This window comes from Pseudovibrio sp. FO-BEG1 (assembly GCF_000236645.1).
GTDB lineage: Bacteria > Pseudomonadota > Alphaproteobacteria > Rhizobiales > Stappiaceae > Pseudovibrio.
Map to the genome: position 1 here is coordinate 2,135,883 of NC_016642.1, position 19,501 is coordinate 2,155,383.

Here is a 19,501-nt window from a genome sequence, read left to right on the forward strand (position 1 = left end):
ACAGATTATGCCGTGATCACGGTAGGTCCTGTGCTCTGGGTTTTAGACTGAACCTGCAAAATAGCCGGGATGAAACAGGAATATCCAGATGTCGGACTCTCCGAAAACCGCAGGTGCGAGCCTGGGAACGGTCGAATTTGTTGCCCTCATGGCCACGCTGACCAGCCTGACTGCACTCTCTATTGATGCAGTGCTGCCTGCTTTTACGGTCATCGGAGAAGATCTGCAGCTTGAAAACTCAAACAACGTTCAGTTCATTATTTCTGCGCTGTTTCTTGGGCTCAGCGTCGGGCAGTTTTTCTTTGGTCCGGTATCAGACCGCTTTGGTCGCAAACCTGCTGTTTATGCAGGCTCAGTGGTGTTTGCGCTTGGAGCTGTTCTCGCAGCCACGGCAACATCTCTTCCCATGATGTTGTTTGGAAGGCTGCTGCAAGGTATTGGAGCCAGTGCACACCGGACAGTGGTGATGGCGATTATCCGCGACAAGTATGTTGGCGCGGAGATGGCCCGTATCCTGTCCTTCGTAACAGCTGTGTTTATTATTGTGCCAACATTAGCACCGTTGATCGGTCAGGGTATTCTGTTTGCTGCGGGATGGCGTGCGATCTTTGTTATCATGCTGATCATGGCTTCTGTTGGATGTATCTGGCTCGCAGTTCGCCAGCCTGAAACGCTAAAGCCGGAGAACCGCCGCACGATTACGCCGAAAGTGCTTTGGCAAGGCCTAGAGGAAGTCGTCAGCCACAAGGCGACCCTGCTTTATACAGCTGCCTCTGGCTTCGTGTTCGGCACCATGATGACTTATCTCAGCACTGCGCAGCCGATGTTTGCTGACATCTACGACGTGCATGAGACTTTCCCGCTGTACTTCTCCGGAATTGCAGTGGTGTTCGGTATGGCATCCATCGTGAATGGTCGCATCGTGCGTCGCATTGGATTGCAGAATATGTGTCGCGCCGCGCTTGGCATCCAGATTGTCGCCAGCCTTGCCTTTGCACTGTATCTGCTTTTTGTCGATAGCACTCCTGCTCTGTGGCTGTTCATGACCTATCTGTCTTTTGCGTTCTTCTGTCAGCCAATGTTGAACGGCAATCTCAACGCCATGTCTATGGAGCCTCTTGGCCATATCGCTGGCTTGGCTGCCACGCTGATTGGTGCGTCGACCACGTTTATCGCGCTCATTCTTTCTGTGTTGGTTGGTCGTTTTTATGATCAGACCCTGCTGCCGCTGTCCTTCGCATTCTGCGTGTTTGGCGGGATCGCGCTGGTTCTGGTGGTTCTTGGCGCACGGGTGCAGAAAGCAGAGAAAATCGCGTCCTCTAACACGATCTCCGCAGAAGTCAGCGCTTAAGCGCCCACAAATGTTAATTGGATTGCCGACTATTTCTTTTTCGGAAGTGTTCTTACCCAGGAGACAGCCGGCATTTCTACGTCTGAGCCGGGATACCAGTCGTCACGAACTTCTTCGTGACCTTCTTTGGTACACACGATCTGTGCGTCTTTGTATTCCTCAGGAATAACCAGTTGGCCGGGGCTCTTCACGTGCAGATTTTCTGCAAAGCCATCTAGAACGCACTGTGCGCCTGCCGGCTTGGTTTCAATGGAAACCACATAGGCGTCGGAAGGTGGTTTGGAAGGATCCGGCCCAAATACGTTGGATTGGCATGCGGCGAGTAAAGCTGCAGATGCAACAAGAACTCCGACAGATGCTCCTTTCGAAATAAGGGGGCTGAAAGAACCAATTTCTGATGGTTTGGCGGTCCGCACGCGAATCTCCTGAAAATCTGGATTGCGCTTGGAAGCTACGCTTATTCGCTGAGCAGGGTGAATCCCCAAAATCACCCCCACAAATAATAGAGGTAAGCCTTCAGAGCAGTCCGATGGTTAGCTGGAGAAGGATTTGCTGAGGGCCCGCTTGCTCAATCAATTTATCAACAACTTTTACGTGTAAATTATCATTAGAATAGTTTTAGTTGTGGGTGCATCGTTTCAAGCATAAAGGGTTTTCACTACTTCACCCAAAGCCTGAAGAAAACTATTTCATTCCCACTCTCATAACACACATCTGAATTTATGCATGGGTTTTAAAGTATTTTATTTATTAGAAAATGCTGATTGAAGGTTCTCTCAACATAATTAATAAATCTATTAGAAATTTAACTAATATATCTGAATGGGGTAAGCGGGAATATATAAAGCAAATTACGGCATTTCGGCTGCGTCTATTTCGTTAATTACCAAACAATATCAGAGATGTAATTTCAAATGTGATTATTGATATTGGGCGGAGCTAGCGATGGCCTCTTTTGTGCCACGCACCCTTAGGGCGAGAATTTGGGGTGCTCTTGGAATCTTATTTCTATGTTTCTTAATCGGTACAGCGTTTCAATCCTATGTGCTTTACCAGAGCTTGCTCACGGCTAAGAACCGTGAACTGACGTCGATTATTACTGCAGCAAATTCAATTACTCGGCAGTATTATAAACGTGAGGTAGACGGCACGCTTACCCGTGAGGAGGCTCAGGCTGCGGCATCAGCAGCTCTCAAAGCGCTGCGTTACGACGGCAAAGAATACGTCTTCATTTTCAGCTATGACTACGACGGCGTCATGCACCCGTTCAATGCCTCGTTCCTTGGCGCGAACCAACGCAACACCAAGGATGGAGACGGAAAGCCGTTTGTTCTGGAGATGGTGGATGCTGCCAAGCAAAACGGCAGCGGTTATGTCACCTACAACTACATCAACGAGCATGGGGAGGCGAACCCAAAGCTCAGCTATGTTGAGAGTTTCCCGGAGTGGGAATGGGTGATCGGCACAGGCGTGCAGAAAAGCAAACTGTTCATGAACCTGGAAGAGGCGATTTCGAAACCCCTCCTGATCCTCGGACCTCTGCTGTTTGGTTCCCTGATCATAGGGCTTTTGCTGGGTAAACGTGTCGCTGCGGCTGTAGATTGGCTGTGTTCCAGCCTGCTGAAGCTATCCAGCGGCAATCTGAATTTTGAGAGTGTCTACAACAACTCACAGGACGAGCTGGGTGACGTCTCCCGTGCGTTGACCAAGTTCCGGGACCAAGCTGAGCAGCAACAGCAAATGGAAGCTGAAACGCGCGAGAACTACGAAGCTAATCTTGAACGTGAGAAGCTTGTTATGAACGCCGTGGAGGACTTCCGCAACACATACTCCAGTGCCGTCGGTGTGCTGAACAGCCTAGCTGAAAGAATGCGCGGCACCGCCCTCTCCTTCCGCCAGTTTGCGCAGAACTCCGAGGAAGGTGCGATCTCAGCCACCACAGGCGCACAGCAGGCTTCAGCCAGCGTGCAAAGTGTGGCGGCAGCGTCTGAGGAGCTGACGGCTTCTATTCAGGAGATCCGCGATCAGGTCAACCGTACCGTGAGCTTCGTTGGCAACACAAAGGCAACGGCGGCTAACTGTCAGGAAGATGCTGTCGTGCTGCAAAAGCTGAACTTGGATGTCAGCGAGTTTTTGGAGCAAATCAAAGGCATCTCAAACAAGACGAAGTTGCTGGCGCTGAACGCGACCATAGAAGCGGCACGTGCGGGCGCTCATGGAGCTGGCTTTGCCGTGGTGGCCACAGAGGTGAAGGATCTGGCGGAGCAGACGGAAAAAGCTGCTGAGGAGCTGGAAGCGCACGTGCTCTCGGCTTCCAGCCGCACAGAAAGCAACGTTGCTTCGCTGGAGCGGATTGGTGAGGAGGTTGAGCAAGTTGTCAGCTACATGACGGCGATCAGCTGCTCGGTTGAGCAACAGCAGTCTTCGACAGAAGAAATCAGCCGTAGCTCGCAAGCCTCTGCTCAGGGAACAGAGGCTGCAACGGCAAACTTTGAGATGGTTGCTAATGCGGCGGGCGAAACCCGCACGCAGGCAGAAGAGCTGCAACGTAGTGCTGACGATATCTCAGAGCATATCGATCAACTGAACAAGCAAACAGAGCAGTTTCTGCTCAGAGTGCAGCAAGTGTAGTACTTTGAAGGGGAGAGCTGAGTGCTCTCTTCTTACTTGTCAGACCAGACAGCCAGCTCGTTGTTGTTTGGATCAAGAAAATGGAACCGGCGTCCACCTGGGAAGGAAAAGATCTTACGGCAGATCTTGGCGCCGTTTTTTTCAAGCTTTGCCTGCAATCCTTCCAGATCTTCTGCATAGAGCACAACAAGAGCCGCACCGCTTGCAGCTGAAGATGACATATCGGCCTTGTAGAAGCCGCCATCAAAGTCGCCATCGTTGAATGCGGCATACTCTGGTCCGTAGTCCTCAAACTTCCAACCTAATGCATTGCCATAAAACGCTTTTGCGGCTTCCAGATCAGCAGCTGGAAGCTCGATGTAATTAATTTTTCCGGACTTGGTCATACTAAATTCCTTTGAAAAGCAAGGAGCCACTACACGAGAACTCTCCTGCAAATCTCCAATATTGCAACAGATTTGGAATGGTGAGATAGATAACTCAGTCCTATCGTTATAGTTGTAAGCAAGATATTGAAATGAAGATTTTCGGTTTTCCCATTTGTACAATTGCAGCTCTTGCGATGGGAGCTGTTGCAATTCTTGAGCCCACATCAGGCACTGCTCAAACTGCCGCAAAATCGGAGGCTGCTGTTCAAAGCAGCCCTAAAGTCAGCAGACAGCAGCATGGGGATTGGATGTTGGAGTGTTATGACCCCGCAGTGAATGGCATGAGCTGCCAGATCAAGCAGCGCGTGGTGCATAACGAAAGCGGCCAAACCATAATGCAGATGACGCTCAGCCATAATCCGAAAGACAATGCTGACATCGTGCAGTACGTACTGCCGCTGGACTTTCTGCTTGCGCCGGGCGTTGGCGTAAATGTGGGAGATTATCAGGCCGTTGCCCGTGTCACTCGCTGTACCGCGCAGGGTTGTATTATCGAAGGTAAGACAGAAGATGCCTTCATCAAGGCTATGAAAGCGGCAACGGAGCAAGGGCGCTTTATCATGATGTCCCGAGCTGGCAAGAAGGTCGGTATCAACTTCTCTGCCACGGGTTTCACAAAAGCCTACAACGAGATGAAAGAGCAAAACACAAAATAACGAGCTCTTTCAGCACCTTATTGGGCCGCGAGGCAGTTCCATTCACCGCGTGAGCCCATCACCGCAATGGCACCAGCCACGCTGCAATGAGAAACCTCTGACTTTGCCAGGTGCAATTTTGAAGTTGGGTTCGGGTTTACAAGATAAGCAAGGCCAATTGTGGTGGTCAGTGCAAAGACACAAGCAGCTACGCAGAAAAGCATACCCATGTTCCAGTTGGATGCAGGCAGGTGAGCAGAAGTCGTCATCTCAGGTTCAGGTCTTTCATTTCGGGGAACGTTCAACGCGAATGCGCTGATATGCTTTGCTGTAATGTAGATTATTCCTGCAATATGCATGTGAGGGAAATCCCCGTGTTTGCCTCGGTTATTCAAGGGATTTTCACTGTTTTTCATCGAAATGTGTGACGTGAAAACCTCTGTGCTCTCGTAAGTTGAGGTGCCCTTGCTGCATTACACCTCGTGTGCTCTTGGAAGCCCTGCGGTTTTTCTCTAATCCCTTTCTGAGTGTTTGTTTGTGTGTTGGGAGGCACGGTCCTGTGGCGAAGTCCAGTGGCAATCCATTGATAACCGGCAGTGGCCTGTGGCAGCAGTCGCCTGAACGTGTGCTGTTTGAGAACCTTTCCTTCGGACTGAATGCGGGTGATCGCATCGGTCTTGTCGGGCACAACGGTTGTGGCAAGTCTACGTTTCTGAACATCCTTGCTGGCCGTGGCGAGCCGAGCGAAGGCAGTATTTCTGTCTCCCGCGCTGCTGTCGTTTCCTGCGTGGAGCAGCATCTTCCTAAGCATCTATTAGACCTCAGCCTTGCTGAAGCTGTGCGCGATGCCCTGCCAAATGACAAGCGGGACTGGATGGATTGGAAGGTGGAGGTGATCCTGCCGGAAATGGGGTTTGAGCCCCATCAGTCTGAAGTGCTCTGTAAAGATCTCAGCGGTGGGCAGATGACGCGTCTGATGTTGGCTCGTGCGTTGATGACCGAGCCCAACCTGCTGCTTCTCGATGAGCCAAGCAACCATCTGGATCTGCCGACAATTATGTGGCTGGAGAGCTTCCTGAAATCCTGGAAGGGCAGCTTCCTGATGATTTCGCACGATGCCACACTGCTGGATTCTGTCACCAATCGCACGTGGATCCTTCAAGACCGCAAGCTCCACGCGTTTGATCTGCCTTGCACAAAAGCCCTTGAAGAACATGAGGTTCTGACAAAAGCGCGGATTGCGCGGCGTGAGGCTGAGGATAAGGAGATCAAGCGGGTCGAAGCAAGTGCCAAACGCATTGCAGAATGGGGCCGCACCTTCGACAACGAAGACTTGTCGCGCAAGGCAAAGTCCATGGAGAAGATGGTTGACCGCATGAAGGGCGACCAGACGGAGGCCGTTGAGGCCTATCCATGGAACCTGTCCATTGCTGGTGAGACCATTCAAGCCGATCGGCTGGTACAGCTGAAAGATCTGGATGTGACGCCGCCAGTGGCTGACGTATTCCTCTATCGTATCGATGATATCGCTGTTCGACCGGGAGACCGGATCGCCGTGATGGGTGCAAACGGAACCGGTAAGTCCAGCCTGCTGCGCTGCTGTTGGGAGAAGCGACAGAGCGATGACGGCGAGGTTCGCGTTCATCCGCGCTGCCGGATTGCGTTTTATGATCAAACGCTTCAACAGTTACCGGGTGAGTCCAATCTCGTTGAGGGGATGGTGGCTGTTGGTGAAGCACTTGGTGTAGACCTGCGTGTGCCAGATTGTGAGAAGACCATTATTGCGGCTGGTTTCAAGTACAATCAGTTGCAGCAGAAGGTTTCAAAACTCAGTGGTGGGGAGCGTGCGCGCTTGTTGCTTGTTTCGCTGTCTCAAGTGCAAGCCAACCTGATGATGCTGGATGAACCAACCAACCACCTTGATCTTTACGGCCGCAATGAACTTTCCCATCAGCTTCAATCGTTTGGCGGTTCATTCCTGCTTGTCTCGCATGATCGCCATCTGGTGGAAGCGACTTGTAACCGGTTCTGGGTGGTTCAAAACGGTCGATTGCAGGAAGTCAACGATGTGGATGCTGCCTACGCGCTGATTGCAGAAACTCAGGTGAAGCCAATCAAGGTTACCGCCGAACAAGAAGCGCCTGTAAAGCTAGAGCGCGAAGAGTTGGTTGCGGCTGAGGCCGCTTCCTCTGAAGATGAGTTGCTTGAGCGGTTGATTGAGCTGGAAGAGCTGATGGAAGCAGATCTTGCACGACGCCCAAACAGGCAGTCGCCTCACCTTCAGGTGAAATGGAAAGATGAGATTGCGCAGATCCACGAACAGCTTGAACTTAACAGTTAGCCTGGATCTTTCTCCAAATCTGCGAGAGCTGCACGAAGCTGAGCCGAGTGTGTCTCTCGCAGCACGTCGAATGCCTCAGCGCCATACATTCCTTTGAGCGTGACTTGTGAGATCGCGAAATGTTGGATTGAGCCAATGAGCTGATAAATCCAGCAGAATAGCTCGGCGTCAGAGGCTTGAGACCACCGTTTCGTCTTATGCGCCAAAGCTCCCAATGCATCGAGGAATGGCTTTAATGGCCAACTCTCGCTGGACACTTGCGCGTCTAAAAGCGCGCGAAGAACCAGTTGGGTATCTGCAGGCTTTTCAAGAGATGCGGTAGAGAGTTGCAGAAAGAAGCTGCGCAGCTGTTCTTCCGGTGATGCCCCTTCTACGTTTTGAATGGAAGACAGCAAACGGTTCGAAAGGGCTTTCAGCACTTCTTCATAGAGCGCTGCTTTGGAGCCGAAGAAATGCAGCAGTGCTTGCTTTGTTACGCCAAGCTGATTTGCAACGTCTGCTAGGCTTGCCGCGTTGTATCCCTTTTCCGCAAAAACACTGGTGGCTGTTGAGATGTAACGTGTTTTTGGGTTGTCGGTGTGCTGATCCAAATCACTCTCCCTATCCTCTTCGTATAGCCTGAACTTGACAACTTACCAAGTGGTAAGTTTATACTTACCGATTGGTAAGTGAGGAGAGTGCCATGACGCGGGATGAGGAAATTGGCCTGATTGCAGAGCTGCTTGGGTTGGATGCTGAAAACAGCAAGTTTCTGGATGAGGATGTCACGCGATCGCCAATAGAGCGTTACAGTTGCCCGGATCGGTTTGCGGATGAAATGAAAGGTTTGTTTCGCAGCAAACCAGTAGCGGCTGTTCAATCCTTCGAACTTGCTGAGAACAATGCGTTCCTGAGCCGAACTGTGTCAGGCCTGCCAGTTCTTTTAGTGCGTGATGCGGATGGTCAGGCGCACGCGTTCCTCAATGTATGTCGTCACAGGGGTGCCAAGCTGGTACGGGATGAAGCTGGCTGCAAAAAGCGGTTCTCCTGCCCTTACCATGCGTGGACATGGTCAAATCAGGGAGAGCTGATCGCCGTTCCTCAGGAGAGCCAAGGCTTTCCGGATCTGGATCGATCCCAGCATGCTCTGAAAGAACTGCCGGTTCATGAAGCCTATGGTTTTGTGTGGGTGATCGCCGATAGTTCCAGTTCAGATCTAGGAGAAATCCAGAACTCACTTGCTCCTCTCAGTGAAGACTTGAACTGGCTTGATTTGGCGGATCATAGGATTGCTGTCGAAGAAACCTTTGAAATAGCAGCCAATTGGAAGACGCTCATTGAAGGTGGGATCGAGGCATATCATTTCCGGGTTGCCCACCGCAAAACCATCGGCCCCTATTTTCCGGATAATCTCTCCAGCTATCAGATGCTGGGAGACAACATGCGGTCCGTTCTGCCGCGCATCACTCTGTTTGAGCTGTGCGATCAACCGCGAGAGACATGGAACATCCGCGAGCATGCCAATATCATTTATTCAATCTTCCCTGGAACTCAATTGCTTGTCCAGCAGGATCATGTGGTCTGGGTTCACCTGGAACCGCTTGCGGTGGACCGCACTCGTGTTCGGTTAGCAACATTGGTTCCGATCTCAGCTCCGCAAACGGAAGAAATGCAGAAACATTGGATGCGCAATCAGGCGATCACGATCACTACCTTGAAGGAAGACTTCGAGTTAGGTGAAGAAATTCAGCAAGGTTTTGCCAGCGGTGCCAACGAGTATCTGACCTTTGGCCGATTTGAAGGCGCGCTACACCGCTTCAATCAGGTGCTGGAGAATGCGATGAAAGTGCCAGAAGACGCTTGAGTTTCGACGTACAGGCAAAAGAAAAGCCCGCTGAAATGACAGCGGGCTTCTCAAAATCAGATGTGTCGAAGGATTAACCGACAAATGCGCGCTCAACCACAAAGGTGGAAGGAGACGCGTTGGAACCTTCTTCAAGGCCATGTTTTTCGAGGATCGCCTTGGTGTCGTTGATCATTTCCATGGAACCACAGATCATGCCACGGTCAACTGCCGGATCAAGACGCGGAACACCCAGGTCTTCAAAGAGCTTACCATTCTCGATGAGAGTCGTGATGCGCTCCTGACATGGATAGGGCTCACGGGTTGCTGCAGTGTGCAGGCGCAGTTTGCCAGCAGCAAGTTCACCAACGAGCGGATCGTTAATCACTTCTTCAACCAGTTCTTTCGCGTAGGTGAGTTCGTTCACTTCGCGGCAGGTCTGGGTCAGGATAACTTCTTCAAACTTCTCATAGGTTTCCGGATCACGGATCAGAGAAGCGAAAGGCGCAACGCCGGTGCCGGTGGAGAACATGTAAAGACGCTTACCTGGGATCAGGGCATCATTCACAAGAGTACCGGTTGGCTTTTTGCGCATAAGAACAGTGTCGCCCGGCTGAATCTTCTGCAGGTGCTCGGTCAGTGGACCGTTTGGCACTTTAATGGAGAAGAACTCCAGCTCTTCGTCCCAGGAAGGGCTTGCCACGGAGTAAGCGCGGAAAACCGGCTTTTCAGCGTTTGGCAGGCCGATCATGACGAACTCGCCAGAACGGAAACGGAAAGAAGCTGGGCGCGTGATGCGGAATTTGAACAGGCGGTCGGTGTAGTGCTGTACGGACACTACTTTCTCAGCAAAAACGTTTGCTGGGATAGGAAATTCGGTTTTAGCTTCCTGATCAAGCACAGGAGCTGGGGCCAACGCTGCGTCGGTCATGTGCAATCCTTAGATTGTTTTGATTAGGCCAGAGCCCGATACTTGGCCAATTGTTGCCTTCGCTTTATCCGAGCCAAGGTCCCAAAAGCAACCGTTTTATAAGTAAAATTTCAGAAATTTGCTCGTGAAAGTGACTAAGTCACCGTCCAGGCTCAAAGAACTGTCAGTTTTAAGAAGAAAGCGTGTAAGGTGAGCTGCAGGCCAATTGCAGCAATAGGTGAAAATACTCAAGTTGTCTCGCGGGATATCGATCACGTGGTTTTGCGAGCGAGTCGGAGTTACATGCATGTTTCGGGGATAAAATAGCAAGATATGTTCAGTCCCTCTGTGATGTAAGGGAGTTAACGGCGACTGACGGGGGACGTTGAGAGTGAAACCGGAGCAGAACAAAGCAGCCTATGAAAAGAGGATGCTGCGCGTTCTTGAGTACATCTACAACAATCTGGATGGGGATCTGAGTCTGGACGCTCTGGCAGATGTTGCCTGCATGTCGCGGTTTCACTGGCACCGGGTGTTTCAAAGCATGCGGGGAGAAACGCTGGCGACCTCTATTCGGCGGATCAGGCTGAACCGGGCTGCGTTGGATCTTATTCAATCAAAACAACCGATTACAGAGATTGCCGAGCAATACGGTTACCCCAGTGCGCAGAGTTTTTCCCGTGCGTTTAAAGGTGAGTATGGCATGGCGCCGGGGCAGTTTCGTGAAAGCAAGTATGCTGCGCCAACGCTGGAAACGGAAAAAGAGAGCATCTTTTCCATGCATCCCGTTGAAATCAAAGAGGTTCCGGAACGAAGCCTGCAGGCATTGTTTCATCGTGGGTCGTACTTTGAGATGGGGGTGGTGTTCAGCAAGCTGGCGGCGATGTTGTCGTCGCGGGGTGTTATCCGCAAGTGTGGGCCGATTGTCGGGATCTATTATGATGATCCCTCTATTGTGCCGCTGGATGAGTTACGCTCCCATGTGGGGGCCGTTGTTCCGCAGAACTTTGCGAATACGGAAGGGCTTGAGCCTCTGGTTATCCCCAGTGGTCGTTGTGCGGTGTTAAAGCACAAAGGCCCGTATGCCGGGCTGAGAGGCGCGTTTCATTATCTTTACGGTGTTTGGCTACCAACCTCGGGAGAAGAGGCGGCGGACCAGCCGTGCTATGAGGTTTTTCTGAACAGCCCGACGAATACAGCGCCAGAAGACCTCCTTGTCGAGATCTTCCTTCCTTTGCAATAACAATGAGTTAGTTCTGCAGGATGTTGTTTTCTTCTTCCGTTTCCTGCTTCTCGTTGATGTTACCGTCCTTATTGATTTCCTTGATGCAGGCTTCCTGATCAGCGGCGGACATATCGCCGAAACCGAAGTTGGGCGGATAACCGAGCGGATCAGCGCCAGCGCCGCCGGATTGGTATTTCTCAGCAATGCCAGGGCAATCGGAGACCGGGCTGATGATGTCAGGGTATTCGGACTTCAGCGGGTTGGCATCCGCGTTGGCGGTTGGGTCCTCAGCGAAGTTATTAATCTGCGTAAAACCGGCGCCGGATGAAATCACAAGGAAACTCAGTGCAATAAGAGAGACTGTTGTTTTTGACTGCATGACAAATACTCCCACCAATCGGAGAAAATGAAGGCTGCAACCATTAAACAGGAGACCGGCAAAGACTATGTGAGTTCTTATGTTTTAATTGCGTTTAATTGGGTAATACATCGCTTTTTTGTTGCAGCTTCCTCGCTTTACAAGTCTTTAACCCATGCGTAAGCTTTGGGCTCGCTCTGGAGGGGTTAACCTCTCACCGCGATCTTGGGGGGACATCATGTTAAAGAAGATTGGCTGGGGTGTTCTGGCTGTTGTCGTGCTGCTTGCTGCTGGCGCATTTTACTTCCGACAGGACATTGCAGAGATCCGTGCCGTGATGGCCTATGCGGATGCATTTAAACCTGAGAACATCGATCAGAAGTTCCGCTCTCTTTACGTTGAATATCCGAGCATCTCCGTTGAAGCGCCAGAAGAGACCTATCAGCTGCCGCGGCAGTATCAGGCGTCTCCGATGCCGGCGACCTTTATGTACAAAGGCGAAGCGGCTTCGACAGCGGACTACATTTTGGATTCCCACACCACCGGCCTTGCCATCATGCACAATGGTAAGCTGATCCATGAGTACTATGATCGCGGCAACTCAGCTGAGACTCATGCGATCCAGATGTCCGTTTCCAAGTCCATGGCCTCGATCCTTGTGGGTGTGGCGATGGATGAAGGCTATATCGACAGCGTTGAGGATCAGGTGGTCAAGTATGTGCCGGAGCTGAAGGGCACAGCCTATGATGGCGTACGCTTGAAAGATGTGCTGGAGATGTCCTCCGGTGTGCGCTGGAATGAGAACTACGCTGATCTAAACTCCGATATCGTGCAGTCCGTCGTTGCGATCCTGCTTGGCTCGCAGGATGAGTTCACTAAGGATGTTCCACGGGAGCTGGAGCCGGGAACGTACAACCGCTACTCCTCTATCGATACCCATGTGGTCGGCTGGGTGCTACGCGGGGCGACAGGCAAGCCCTATCAGGAATGGTTCAACGAAAAGCTCTGGTCCAAAATAGGAGCTGAATCCTCTGCCGAACTTATGGTGGATCAGGCCGGTCAACCAGTGGTCTTCGGCGGGGTGAACATTCGCCTGCGTGATATGCTGCGGGTTGGCATGGTGCTGGCCAGAGGCGGTACCAACCACAAGGGTGAGCGTATCGTTTCAGAAGAGTGGATCAAAACTTCAGTGACGCCGGATGAACCGCGCCTGATGCCGGGCTATGATAATCCGCAGAGCCCCTCTCCGCTTGGCTATAAGTACCAGTGGTGGCTGCCGCTTGAATCTGATCATGGTGACTTCACCGCCATCGGCATTCACGGACAGTTCCTCTACATCAACCCTGCCCGCAACGTGGTGATCGCCAAAACCTCCACCTATCCGTCCTATCAGCGGGATAAGGAGATGGTGAAGATGAAATCAATCGCCCTGTTTCAATCCATCGCACGTCATCTGACCAAGCAGGAAACAGTTGAGTTAGAGAACCAGTAAGCGCGACACTCAAGACAATACGTTCTTGATACTGTCAAACAGCCATGAAACGGCAGGGCCCATGCGGGCGTGTTTGAGCTTGATACATTCTACTGGGGGGCTCCAGAGCTTGTGCTCAAACCGCAAGTTCAGGCGTGCCAACTGGCCGGAAGCAATGGCTGTGCTCACCAGATGTTCTGGAAGATACGCCCAGCCAACCCCTTGCATCACCAGTTCGCGAAGAGCGTGGAAGCTGGTTGCGTGCCAGACTTGAGTTGAAAGCTCCGGAAACTGAGCAAGCACGCTGCCTTGCGGACTACGCAGCAGAAGTTGGCGATGAGACAGCAGCTCATTTGCGCCAATCTCGGTCAACTTGGTGAGCGGATGGTTAGGCACGCAAACGGAGACAAACGGCAGATTACCGATGAAAACCTGCTCCACCCCTTTTTGCACGCTGCCGCCAGAGAACATCAGTCCGATATCCGCCTGATCTTGTGCCACTATGCCGGGGATGTCCGGACTGACACCAGAGAGCAGATCGATCCGCGTTGCCGGAAACTTCTCGCCAAACTCAATCAGAGCCTGACTGAGCGAGGGCAGCATCAATGCATCATCCAGCATGACCCGAACACTGGTTTCTTCGCCTGAAAAGATGCTGTCGGCTGCGGTGGTCATGTTCTCGACCTGCATCAGCACCGCGCGGGCGTAGGTCAGCATGCGTTCACCGTTTTCGGTGAGTTGAGGCTTGCGGGTGGTGCGATCGAAAAGCTCGAACCCCAGATCCACCTCCAGATTCACGATCCCCGTGCTTACGGCTGACTGGCCTTTGCCCAGTGTTCTCCCCGCCGCAGAAAAACTGCCGGATTCAGCGGCGGCGATGAACATTTTCAGTTGCTCGATGCTTGGCAAGCTGCATCCAATCTATTGATAAAAGCGGTAGTAACTAACTTTGTATCATCTGCAAATGAAATTAATCAATGGGCATGCCTCCATGACGAGATGGAGCGCTCCTGATTTTTTGAAAGAGACTAAGCACATGAAAACTCTGTTGCAGATCAACACAAGTATGCTGGAAACAGACTCTCAATCCTCGCAGCTTTCCGATAAAATGGCAGAAAGCCTGCTCTCTCGTTTTGCGGGCATGCGGCACATCAAACGCGAGCTGAGCAAAGATCCGATCCCGCATCTGGAACACAGCCTTTTTCAATGCTTTTATGATCCAAGCGCTGCTGTTACGCCCGCACAACAAGCGGCCCTGGCGCTGTCTGATACGTTGGTTTCTGAGCTGAAGGAGGCCGACTTCATTGTGCTTGGCGCGCCAATGTACAATCTGATGATCCCGTCCACGCTCAAGTCATGGATCGACTACGTGACCCGCGCAGGGCAGACCTTTCAGTTTACAGAAACCGGCCCGGTTGGCTTGCTGGAAGGCAAAAAGTGTTATGTGGCGATCACGCAAGGAGGAAACTTCCTTGGCACTGCCCATGATCTGGCAACGGCTTACCTCAAATCCGCTCTGGGTCTGATGGGCATCACAGATATTGAGTTCATCTATGCGAAAGGGCTGGCTATGGGGCCACAAGCCGCTGAAGCGGGCCTGAGCAAAGCCAATCAGAAGATTGCTGAACTGGCCTAACAAGCATCGTTATCGCAAAAAAAAAGCCGGCTCTGGGGGATGAGCCGGCTTCTTGCTTAAACTGTCTAACTCAACCTTATGCAGGCTGACCAGTTGCTGCGAGCAGAACTTCGCGGATGTTGACGTTCTGTGGCTGCTGGTAAACGAACAGCACGGTGTCTGCTACGTTCTGTGGGTCCAGCACGCCGCCCATTTCTTTCTTCCACTGCTCGTAACCATCAATGATTTCCTGAGAAGTGGTGTGGGACAGCAGCTCAGTCTGCACAGCACCTGGAGCGATGGTCATGACACGCACGTTGTCCGCGGCCACTTCTTCACGCAGGTTTTCGCTGATGGCGTGAACTGCGAATTTGGTGCCGCAGTATGCTGCGTGTGCTGGGAAGGTTTTGCGGCCAGCGATGGAGCTGACGTTGATGATGGAACCGCCCTTACGTGCTTTCATGCCTGGCAGAACAGCGTGGATGCCATTCAGAACACCCTTCACGTTCAGGTCGATCATCCGATCCCATTCAGAAGGATCCTGCACAGACAGATCACCCAGCAGCATGCAGCCAGCGTTGTTGACGATAGCGTCTGCCGGACCAAACTTGTCTTCAGCTTCTTTAACAGCAGCGATCAGCTGATCACGATCAGTGACGTCAACGCCGCGGCACAGAGTGTTTGGAAGACCCAGAGCTTCCATCTGCTCAACGCGACGTGCCAGCAGAAGAAGAGGATGGCCAGCTGCGCTGAAAGACTTCGCAATCGCTGCACCAATGCCGGAACTTGCGCCAGTGATAATGATAAGTGGCTTTGTCATTTTGTTTTCCTGCCTAGTTAGCTTTTTCTTGAGCAAGATGGACTTGCGTTGTGTTGCGGCGATTGTACAAAAATGATCATGCTGATAAATGAGGGTAATTCAAAATAATTGTTAGGCTGAAATGAACAATATCTACTGGAATGGTCTGCGCTCGTTTCTGGCCGTGGCGGAACATGGCAGTTTTACCTTAGCTTCTGATGAAACAGGTCTTTCAAAAGCGAGTTTAAGTCAGCAGGTCAGCCAGTTGGAGGAACACCTGGACGTTCAGCTGCTCTACCGCACCACCCGTAAACTGCGCCTGACAGAGATCGGTGAACGCTACTACGAAATGTGCCGTGCGGGTGTGAAGCAGATTGAGGATGCCTCTGATCTGGCGTCGCAGGCGACGGACAGTCTGACTGGACCAATCCGCATGAATGCCGTTGGCGGGTTGATTGGGGAGGAGCTCATCGCACCGCTGGTGATTGAGTATCAGCAGGCCAATCCGGGGATCGAAGTGAAGCTGGATTTCTCCAGTATCCGGGAGGATTTGCTGGAGACGGATTTCGACCTTGTGCTGCGCATGGGAGATCTGGAGGACAGCACCTTGATCGCCCGCAAACTGCACACCATCACCACCCGCTATGTGGCCTCCCCTTCTTTTGTAGCAGCTCACTCCAAAATCCGGCACCCGTCTGATCTGAAAGGCCTGCCATTTATCTCTGGCAGCGTGCAGGAATGGATCTTCACGCGAGGCCAGGAACGCATCGTGGTGCAGGCGGAGAAAGGCTTTCAGATCTCCAATGGCCGCGTCATGTGTCAGGCTGCTGTTGCGGGCCTTGGTATTGCGCGGCTTGCAGATGTTTACACCGATGCGCCGATCAAGCGCGGAGAGCTGACGGAAATGCTTTCCGGCTGGAAGCAAACAACCCCGCTGTGGTTGGTGAGCCCGCCAACACGGCACCAGCTCCACCGGGTGCGGGAGCTGATGAACTATCTTAGCTCCAACTTCAAAGCCCGGTATGAAGCAGTGCTGGGTTAGCGGCGATAGGTGCCGACGAAGCCATCCGGTACGATGGCACCTGCGGGGCTGGAGTTGGGATCATTCACACCCACCGGAATGAACACGCGCTGGATGATGATCTTGTCTCCATCCGGCGGTGGTGGGCCGGGCAATACAGCACCACGCGTTGTCTTGAAGCCTTTCAGCTCGCAGATGAGGTTTTTGTTTTCAAACCCGGCAGGCACAACCATCGGTCCGGGCGTGTGCTTCACGAAGATAGAAGACCGATAGCCCTGCAAATAGCAGAAGGCGCCATCTGGTGTGGTGTTGACGGTGATCAGCGTGGCTCCCTGCGGAATCTCCACGGTAGGAGAATACGCCTGCGGGATGCGCTCTTCATCAGAAACGCAACTGGCCAGAACGGGAAGCGTGAAGGCGAGAACGCACAGGGAGAGCTTGCTTTGCAAATCAGTGTCCTCATCAGGTCGTTGTGAAGACCCTAACGATCCGCAGTTTGCGAAGACATCCATCAGATTTGCTGAGGCTATTTTGCCGATTGCCTCAGGAATGGTGAGGAGCAGCTGGTGGTGAGCCGAAAGGGGCGAAGTTATCCCAAACGCGATCCACTGAAGATTTTGCAGGCAGACCTGCGGTTTCCTCCAAATATGCTTGATGGAATGAGGCTGCTTGAGAGGGCCTATGTGAGGCCGATGCTCTTGAGATGTGTTCAGCTTAAACTTTGCAAACAGTAGAAGCTGAGTACTGGTTACACGGAAGGATTTAAGCTTCCCCAGAGAACGCACGGCGTTCGAAATATCCGTTAGAGTGTTCAAAATGCACACGAACTTTGTGAGCTGACTGAGTAAATGCCGTGTTTTTTATCAGCTCAGAGCACTGTATTTCGGGGTATGTCTGCTTGTTGTTCGAGCCTATGTATCTTCTTGTCTGAAGAGTAGTCAGGACTTTTTAGGCAAAATCAGCAGTTTAGGGCTGAGTGTTCCGCAGTCCCTATTAAGTATATATTTTTTGATTATTGAGGGGTGTTCAGGAATACATATTGCTGATGTGTTGAACGTCAGGCAGTGAATTTCTTCATTTTCTCAGTTTAATTTTATTCTCGAATTGATCTTGGTTCACGCATTAATGATAGGAGTTGCGCATAAAACACTAAGGAAAATTCGACAGGTTTTGTACTCTTGCATCCATGAATTTACAAAGTATCTATGTCAGAGAGTAAGCCCTGCGGTTTGCTAGGATATTTTGAGCCCATATAACCGTTTTGCGCAGATTAACGGAACGAGAATGACAAAATTAGGTGAAGCCACGCTGAAGCTGTTGGAAAATAGCGCTGTTCGCAAAGGTCTTGCAGAACTCCGCGTGGGGATCGAAAAAGAAGCTCTGCGTGTTGGCAGAGATGGCTTTATGTCATTGCGTGACCACCCGGACGCTCTGGGCAAGACGCTAACGCACAAGTTCATCACGACAGATTTCTCTGAAGCTCAGCTGGAGTTCATCACCCCTGCTGCGCACTCAGTTAAGGAAAGCCTCGAGTTCCTGAAAGAACTGCAGGCCTTTGCTGCGCGCAAGACGGAAGCAGGTGAGTACCTGTGGAACGCCTCCATGCCGCCGGCAATTACCAGTGATGAGACCATTCGCATCGCTGAGTACGGCAGCTCCAACGCCGCGCAGATCAAGACACTTTACCGTAAGGGATTGGCGCATCGCTATGGCAAGCGGATGCAGACGATCTCTGGTATTCACTACAACTTCTCCATCTCCGATGGTTTGTGGCATGCGTTCCACGAGCAGTGTACCTCCGGCAGCAGCCTTCAGGACTTCCGCAGTGCAGGATATCTGGGTCTGATCCGTAACCTGCAGCGCCATGGCTGGCTGATGCTGTATCTGTTTGGCGCCTCCCCTGCGGTTGATAAGAGCTACCTGCCATCCGCTCATCCAACCCTGTCTATGCTGGGCGACGACACCTATTTCGGTGAATACGCCACCTCTCTGCGCATGAGCGATCTGGGTTACACCAGCGTGGTGCAGAGCGAGCTGGACATTCACTACAACTCCCTTTGCGATTACATCGAAGGCCTGCGCGGCGCTTTGGCCACATCCGTGCGCCAGTACGAGCAGATTGGTGTTGCTGAAGAGGGTGACTACAAGCAGATTAACACGCACCAGCTGCAGCTTGAGAACGAGCTGTATGGTTCTGCACGTCCGAAACGCAACACGGAAGAAGGTGAACGCCCGATTGCTGCGCTCTGTCGCCGTGGCGTTGAGTACATCGAACTGCGTTCTCTTGACATTAACCCGTTGAATCCAATCGGCATTTGTGAGCAGCAGGCGCACTTCCTCAACGCATTCCTCACCCACATGACGCTGGCACCTTCCGCCTGTATCACCTCTGCTGAACAGCAGGCGCTCAACGATCAGCAGCGCATGGTGGCGTGGCAGGGTCGTCTGCCGAATCTGGTGTTGCCAGCTTATGGCGATGGTGGTCTGGAGCTCCGCGCTGCGGGCCACAAGGTGCTCGACGAAATGCGCGTGACCGCTGAGATCATGGACGACGTCTACGGTTGCACCGGCCACACCGATGCGGTCAACGCACAGGCTGAGAAGCTGGATAATCCGGACATGACGCCATCTGCGCAGATCCTGAAAGGTGTGAAGCAGAAAGGCTCTTACACCGGCTTTATTGCGGAGCTGTCTCAGAACCAGACCGATCATCTGAAAGCCATGCCGCTGTCATCAGAGCGCATGAAGTTCCAGGAAGCCATGGTGTCCCAATCCCGCGCTGCTTATGAGCAGGTTGAGGGCCAGCCGGGCGATCACAGCTTTGATCATTTCCTGGATTCTCAGAATAAAACCGACGTTCTGCCGCCAGAGTGCCTCGACGGTCAATAAACGGG

At 52.1% G+C, this 19,501-nt stretch carries 19 protein-coding genes; 10 read left to right on the top strand and 9 right to left on the bottom strand.

Translation table 11 applies throughout. The annotated features are described in order from the left end of the window. Positions 1–88: 88 nt before the first annotated feature. Positions 89–1,351: a multidrug effflux MFS transporter gene (locus tag PSE_RS09705; protein ID WP_041768250.1), complete on the top strand. Its 1,263-nt coding sequence runs from the start codon at positions 89–91 to the stop codon at positions 1,349–1,351. Between the two features lie 29 nt (positions 1,352–1,380). Here PSE_RS09705 and PSE_RS09710 read toward each other — a convergent pair whose 3' ends face one another. Continuing rightward, on the bottom strand, positions 1,381–1,767 hold the full coding sequence (locus PSE_RS09710; RefSeq protein WP_148266123.1) for a hypothetical protein: 387 nt from the start codon (positions 1,765–1,767) through the stop codon (positions 1,381–1,383). Between the two features lie 643 nt (positions 1,768–2,410). Here PSE_RS09710 and PSE_RS09715 point away from each other — a divergent pair. Beyond that, a complete protein-coding gene (locus PSE_RS09715) occupies positions 2,411–3,982 on the top strand; it encodes a cache domain-containing protein (protein ID WP_208998132.1) in 1,572 nt (523 codons plus the stop codon). 32 nt (positions 3,983–4,014) lie between these two features. Here the strand turns inward: PSE_RS09715 and PSE_RS09720 are convergent, their stop codons facing one another. Further along, on the bottom strand, positions 4,015–4,368 hold the full coding sequence (locus tag PSE_RS09720) for a VOC family protein (RefSeq protein ID WP_014284678.1): 354 nt from the start codon (positions 4,366–4,368) through the stop codon (positions 4,015–4,017). Positions 4,369–4,499: 131 nt separating this feature from the next. Here PSE_RS09720 and PSE_RS09725 point away from each other — a divergent pair, with 131 nt between their 5' ends. Then, complete coding sequence (locus PSE_RS09725; protein ID WP_014284679.1) at positions 4,500–5,066, top strand: invasion associated locus B family protein; 567 nt, start codon at positions 4,500–4,502, stop codon at positions 5,064–5,066. Between the two features lie 17 nt (positions 5,067–5,083). Here PSE_RS09725 and PSE_RS09730 read toward each other — a convergent pair whose 3' ends face one another. Then, positions 5,084–5,314, bottom strand: coding sequence for a hypothetical protein (locus tag PSE_RS09730; RefSeq protein ID WP_014284680.1), 231 nt, complete (start codon positions 5,312–5,314; stop codon positions 5,084–5,086). Between the two features lie 290 nt (positions 5,315–5,604). On the opposite strand from PSE_RS09730, the gene PSE_RS09735 reads away from it, so the two are divergent. Further along, complete coding sequence (locus tag PSE_RS09735; RefSeq protein WP_014284681.1) at positions 5,605–7,386, top strand: ABC-F family ATP-binding cassette domain-containing protein; 1,782 nt, start codon at positions 5,605–5,607, stop codon at positions 7,384–7,386. On the opposite strand, the gene PSE_RS09740 is transcribed toward PSE_RS09735, so the two are convergent. Next, positions 7,383–7,976, bottom strand: coding sequence for a TetR/AcrR family transcriptional regulator (locus PSE_RS09740; protein ID WP_014284682.1), 594 nt, complete (start codon positions 7,974–7,976; stop codon positions 7,383–7,385). The two genes, PSE_RS09735 and PSE_RS09740, sit on opposite strands and share 4 nt — an antisense overlap. A 92-nt stretch (positions 7,977–8,068) precedes the next feature. Here PSE_RS09740 and PSE_RS09745 point away from each other — a divergent pair, with 92 nt between their 5' ends. Further along, positions 8,069–9,229 carry an SRPBCC family protein gene (locus PSE_RS09745; protein ID WP_014284683.1) on the top strand — a complete coding sequence of 387 codons (1,161 nt, stop codon included), beginning with the start codon at positions 8,069–8,071 and terminating at the stop codon, positions 9,227–9,229. Positions 9,230–9,302: 73 nt separating this feature from the next. Here the strand turns inward: PSE_RS09745 and PSE_RS09750 are convergent, their stop codons facing one another. Then, positions 9,303–10,139, bottom strand: a complete 837-nt coding sequence (locus tag PSE_RS09750; RefSeq protein ID WP_008549111.1) for a ferredoxin--NADP reductase — start codon at positions 10,137–10,139, stop codon at positions 9,303–9,305. 370 nt (positions 10,140–10,509) lie between these two features. Here PSE_RS09750 and PSE_RS09755 point away from each other — a divergent pair, with 370 nt between their 5' ends. After that, on the top strand, positions 10,510–11,361 hold the full coding sequence (locus PSE_RS09755) for a GyrI-like domain-containing protein (RefSeq protein ID WP_014284684.1): 852 nt from the start codon (positions 10,510–10,512) through the stop codon (positions 11,359–11,361). 7 nt (positions 11,362–11,368) lie between these two features. Here the strand turns inward: PSE_RS09755 and PSE_RS09760 are convergent, their stop codons facing one another. Continuing rightward, entirely contained in the window at positions 11,369–11,722 is a 354-nt protein-coding gene (locus PSE_RS09760) for a hypothetical protein (protein WP_008548958.1), read from the bottom strand. Positions 11,723–11,939: 217 nt separating this feature from the next. On the opposite strand from PSE_RS09760, the gene PSE_RS09765 reads away from it, so the two are divergent. After that, the gene (locus PSE_RS09765) at positions 11,940–13,193 is read left to right on the top strand and encodes a serine hydrolase (RefSeq protein WP_014284686.1); all 1,254 of its coding nucleotides are present in this window, start codon (positions 11,940–11,942) and stop codon (positions 13,191–13,193) included. A gap of 9 nt (positions 13,194–13,202) precedes the next feature. Here PSE_RS09765 and PSE_RS09770 read toward each other — a convergent pair whose 3' ends face one another. Beyond that, positions 13,203–14,081, bottom strand: a complete 879-nt coding sequence (locus PSE_RS09770) for a LysR family transcriptional regulator (RefSeq protein ID WP_014284687.1) — start codon at positions 14,079–14,081, stop codon at positions 13,203–13,205. A gap of 127 nt (positions 14,082–14,208) precedes the next feature. Here PSE_RS09770 and PSE_RS09775 point away from each other — a divergent pair, with 127 nt between their 5' ends. Then, positions 14,209–14,808 carry an FMN-dependent NADH-azoreductase gene (locus PSE_RS09775; RefSeq protein ID WP_014284688.1) on the top strand — a complete coding sequence of 200 codons (600 nt, stop codon included), beginning with the start codon at positions 14,209–14,211 and terminating at the stop codon, positions 14,806–14,808. 76 nt (positions 14,809–14,884) lie between these two features. Here PSE_RS09775 and PSE_RS09780 read toward each other — a convergent pair whose 3' ends face one another. Next, positions 14,885–15,607, bottom strand: coding sequence for an SDR family oxidoreductase (locus PSE_RS09780; protein ID WP_041768257.1), 723 nt, complete (start codon positions 15,605–15,607; stop codon positions 14,885–14,887). Between the two features lie 121 nt (positions 15,608–15,728). Here PSE_RS09780 and PSE_RS09785 point away from each other — a divergent pair, with 121 nt between their 5' ends. Beyond that, positions 15,729–16,628, top strand: a complete 900-nt coding sequence (locus tag PSE_RS09785) for a LysR family transcriptional regulator (protein WP_014284690.1) — start codon at positions 15,729–15,731, stop codon at positions 16,626–16,628. Here PSE_RS09785 and PSE_RS09790 read toward each other — a convergent pair. After that, on the bottom strand, positions 16,625–17,119 hold the full coding sequence (locus PSE_RS09790) for a hypothetical protein (protein WP_148266124.1): 495 nt from the start codon (positions 17,117–17,119) through the stop codon (positions 16,625–16,627). The genes PSE_RS09785 and PSE_RS09790 overlap by 4 nt on opposite strands. A gap of 772 nt (positions 17,120–17,891) precedes the next feature. Here PSE_RS09790 and gshA point away from each other — a divergent pair. Continuing rightward, complete coding sequence (gene gshA / locus PSE_RS09795) at positions 17,892–19,496, top strand: glutamate--cysteine ligase (RefSeq protein ID WP_014284692.1); 1,605 nt, start codon at positions 17,892–17,894, stop codon at positions 19,494–19,496. Positions 19,497–19,501: the final 5 nt, after the last annotated feature.

Excerpts from the sequence above, each read along its gene's own strand:
- PSE_RS09705 (WP_041768250.1), top strand. The coding sequence starts at position 89 with ATGTCGGACTCTCCGAAAACCGCAGGTGCGAGCCTGGGAACGGTCGAA.
- PSE_RS09720 (WP_014284678.1), bottom strand. The coding sequence starts at position 4,368 with ATGACCAAGTCCGGAAAAATTAATTACATCGAGCTTCCAGCTGCTGAT.
- PSE_RS09725 (WP_014284679.1), top strand. The coding sequence starts at position 4,500 with ATGAAGATTTTCGGTTTTCCCATTTGTACAATTGCAGCTCTTGCGATG.
- PSE_RS09730 (WP_014284680.1), bottom strand. The coding sequence starts at position 5,314 with ATGACGACTTCTGCTCACCTGCCTGCATCCAACTGGAACATGGGTATG.
- PSE_RS09745 (WP_014284683.1), top strand. The coding sequence starts at position 8,069 with ATGACGCGGGATGAGGAAATTGGCCTGATTGCAGAGCTGCTTGGGTTG.
- PSE_RS09750 (WP_008549111.1), bottom strand. The coding sequence starts at position 10,139 with ATGACCGACGCAGCGTTGGCCCCAGCTCCTGTGCTTGATCAGGAAGCT.
- PSE_RS09760 (WP_008548958.1), bottom strand. The coding sequence starts at position 11,722 with ATGCAGTCAAAAACAACAGTCTCTCTTATTGCACTGAGTTTCCTTGTG.
- PSE_RS09765 (WP_014284686.1), top strand. The coding sequence starts at position 11,940 with ATGTTAAAGAAGATTGGCTGGGGTGTTCTGGCTGTTGTCGTGCTGCTT.
- PSE_RS09775 (WP_014284688.1), top strand. The coding sequence starts at position 14,209 with ATGAAAACTCTGTTGCAGATCAACACAAGTATGCTGGAAACAGACTCT.
- PSE_RS09780 (WP_041768257.1), bottom strand. The coding sequence starts at position 15,607 with ATGACAAAGCCACTTATCATTATCACTGGCGCAAGTTCCGGCATTGGT.
- PSE_RS09785 (WP_014284690.1), top strand. The coding sequence starts at position 15,729 with ATGAACAATATCTACTGGAATGGTCTGCGCTCGTTTCTGGCCGTGGCG.
- PSE_RS09790 (WP_148266124.1), bottom strand. The coding sequence starts at position 17,119 with ATGGATGTCTTCGCAAACTGCGGATCGTTAGGGTCTTCACAACGACCT.
- gshA (WP_014284692.1), top strand. The coding sequence starts at position 17,892 with ATGACAAAATTAGGTGAAGCCACGCTGAAGCTGTTGGAAAATAGCGCT.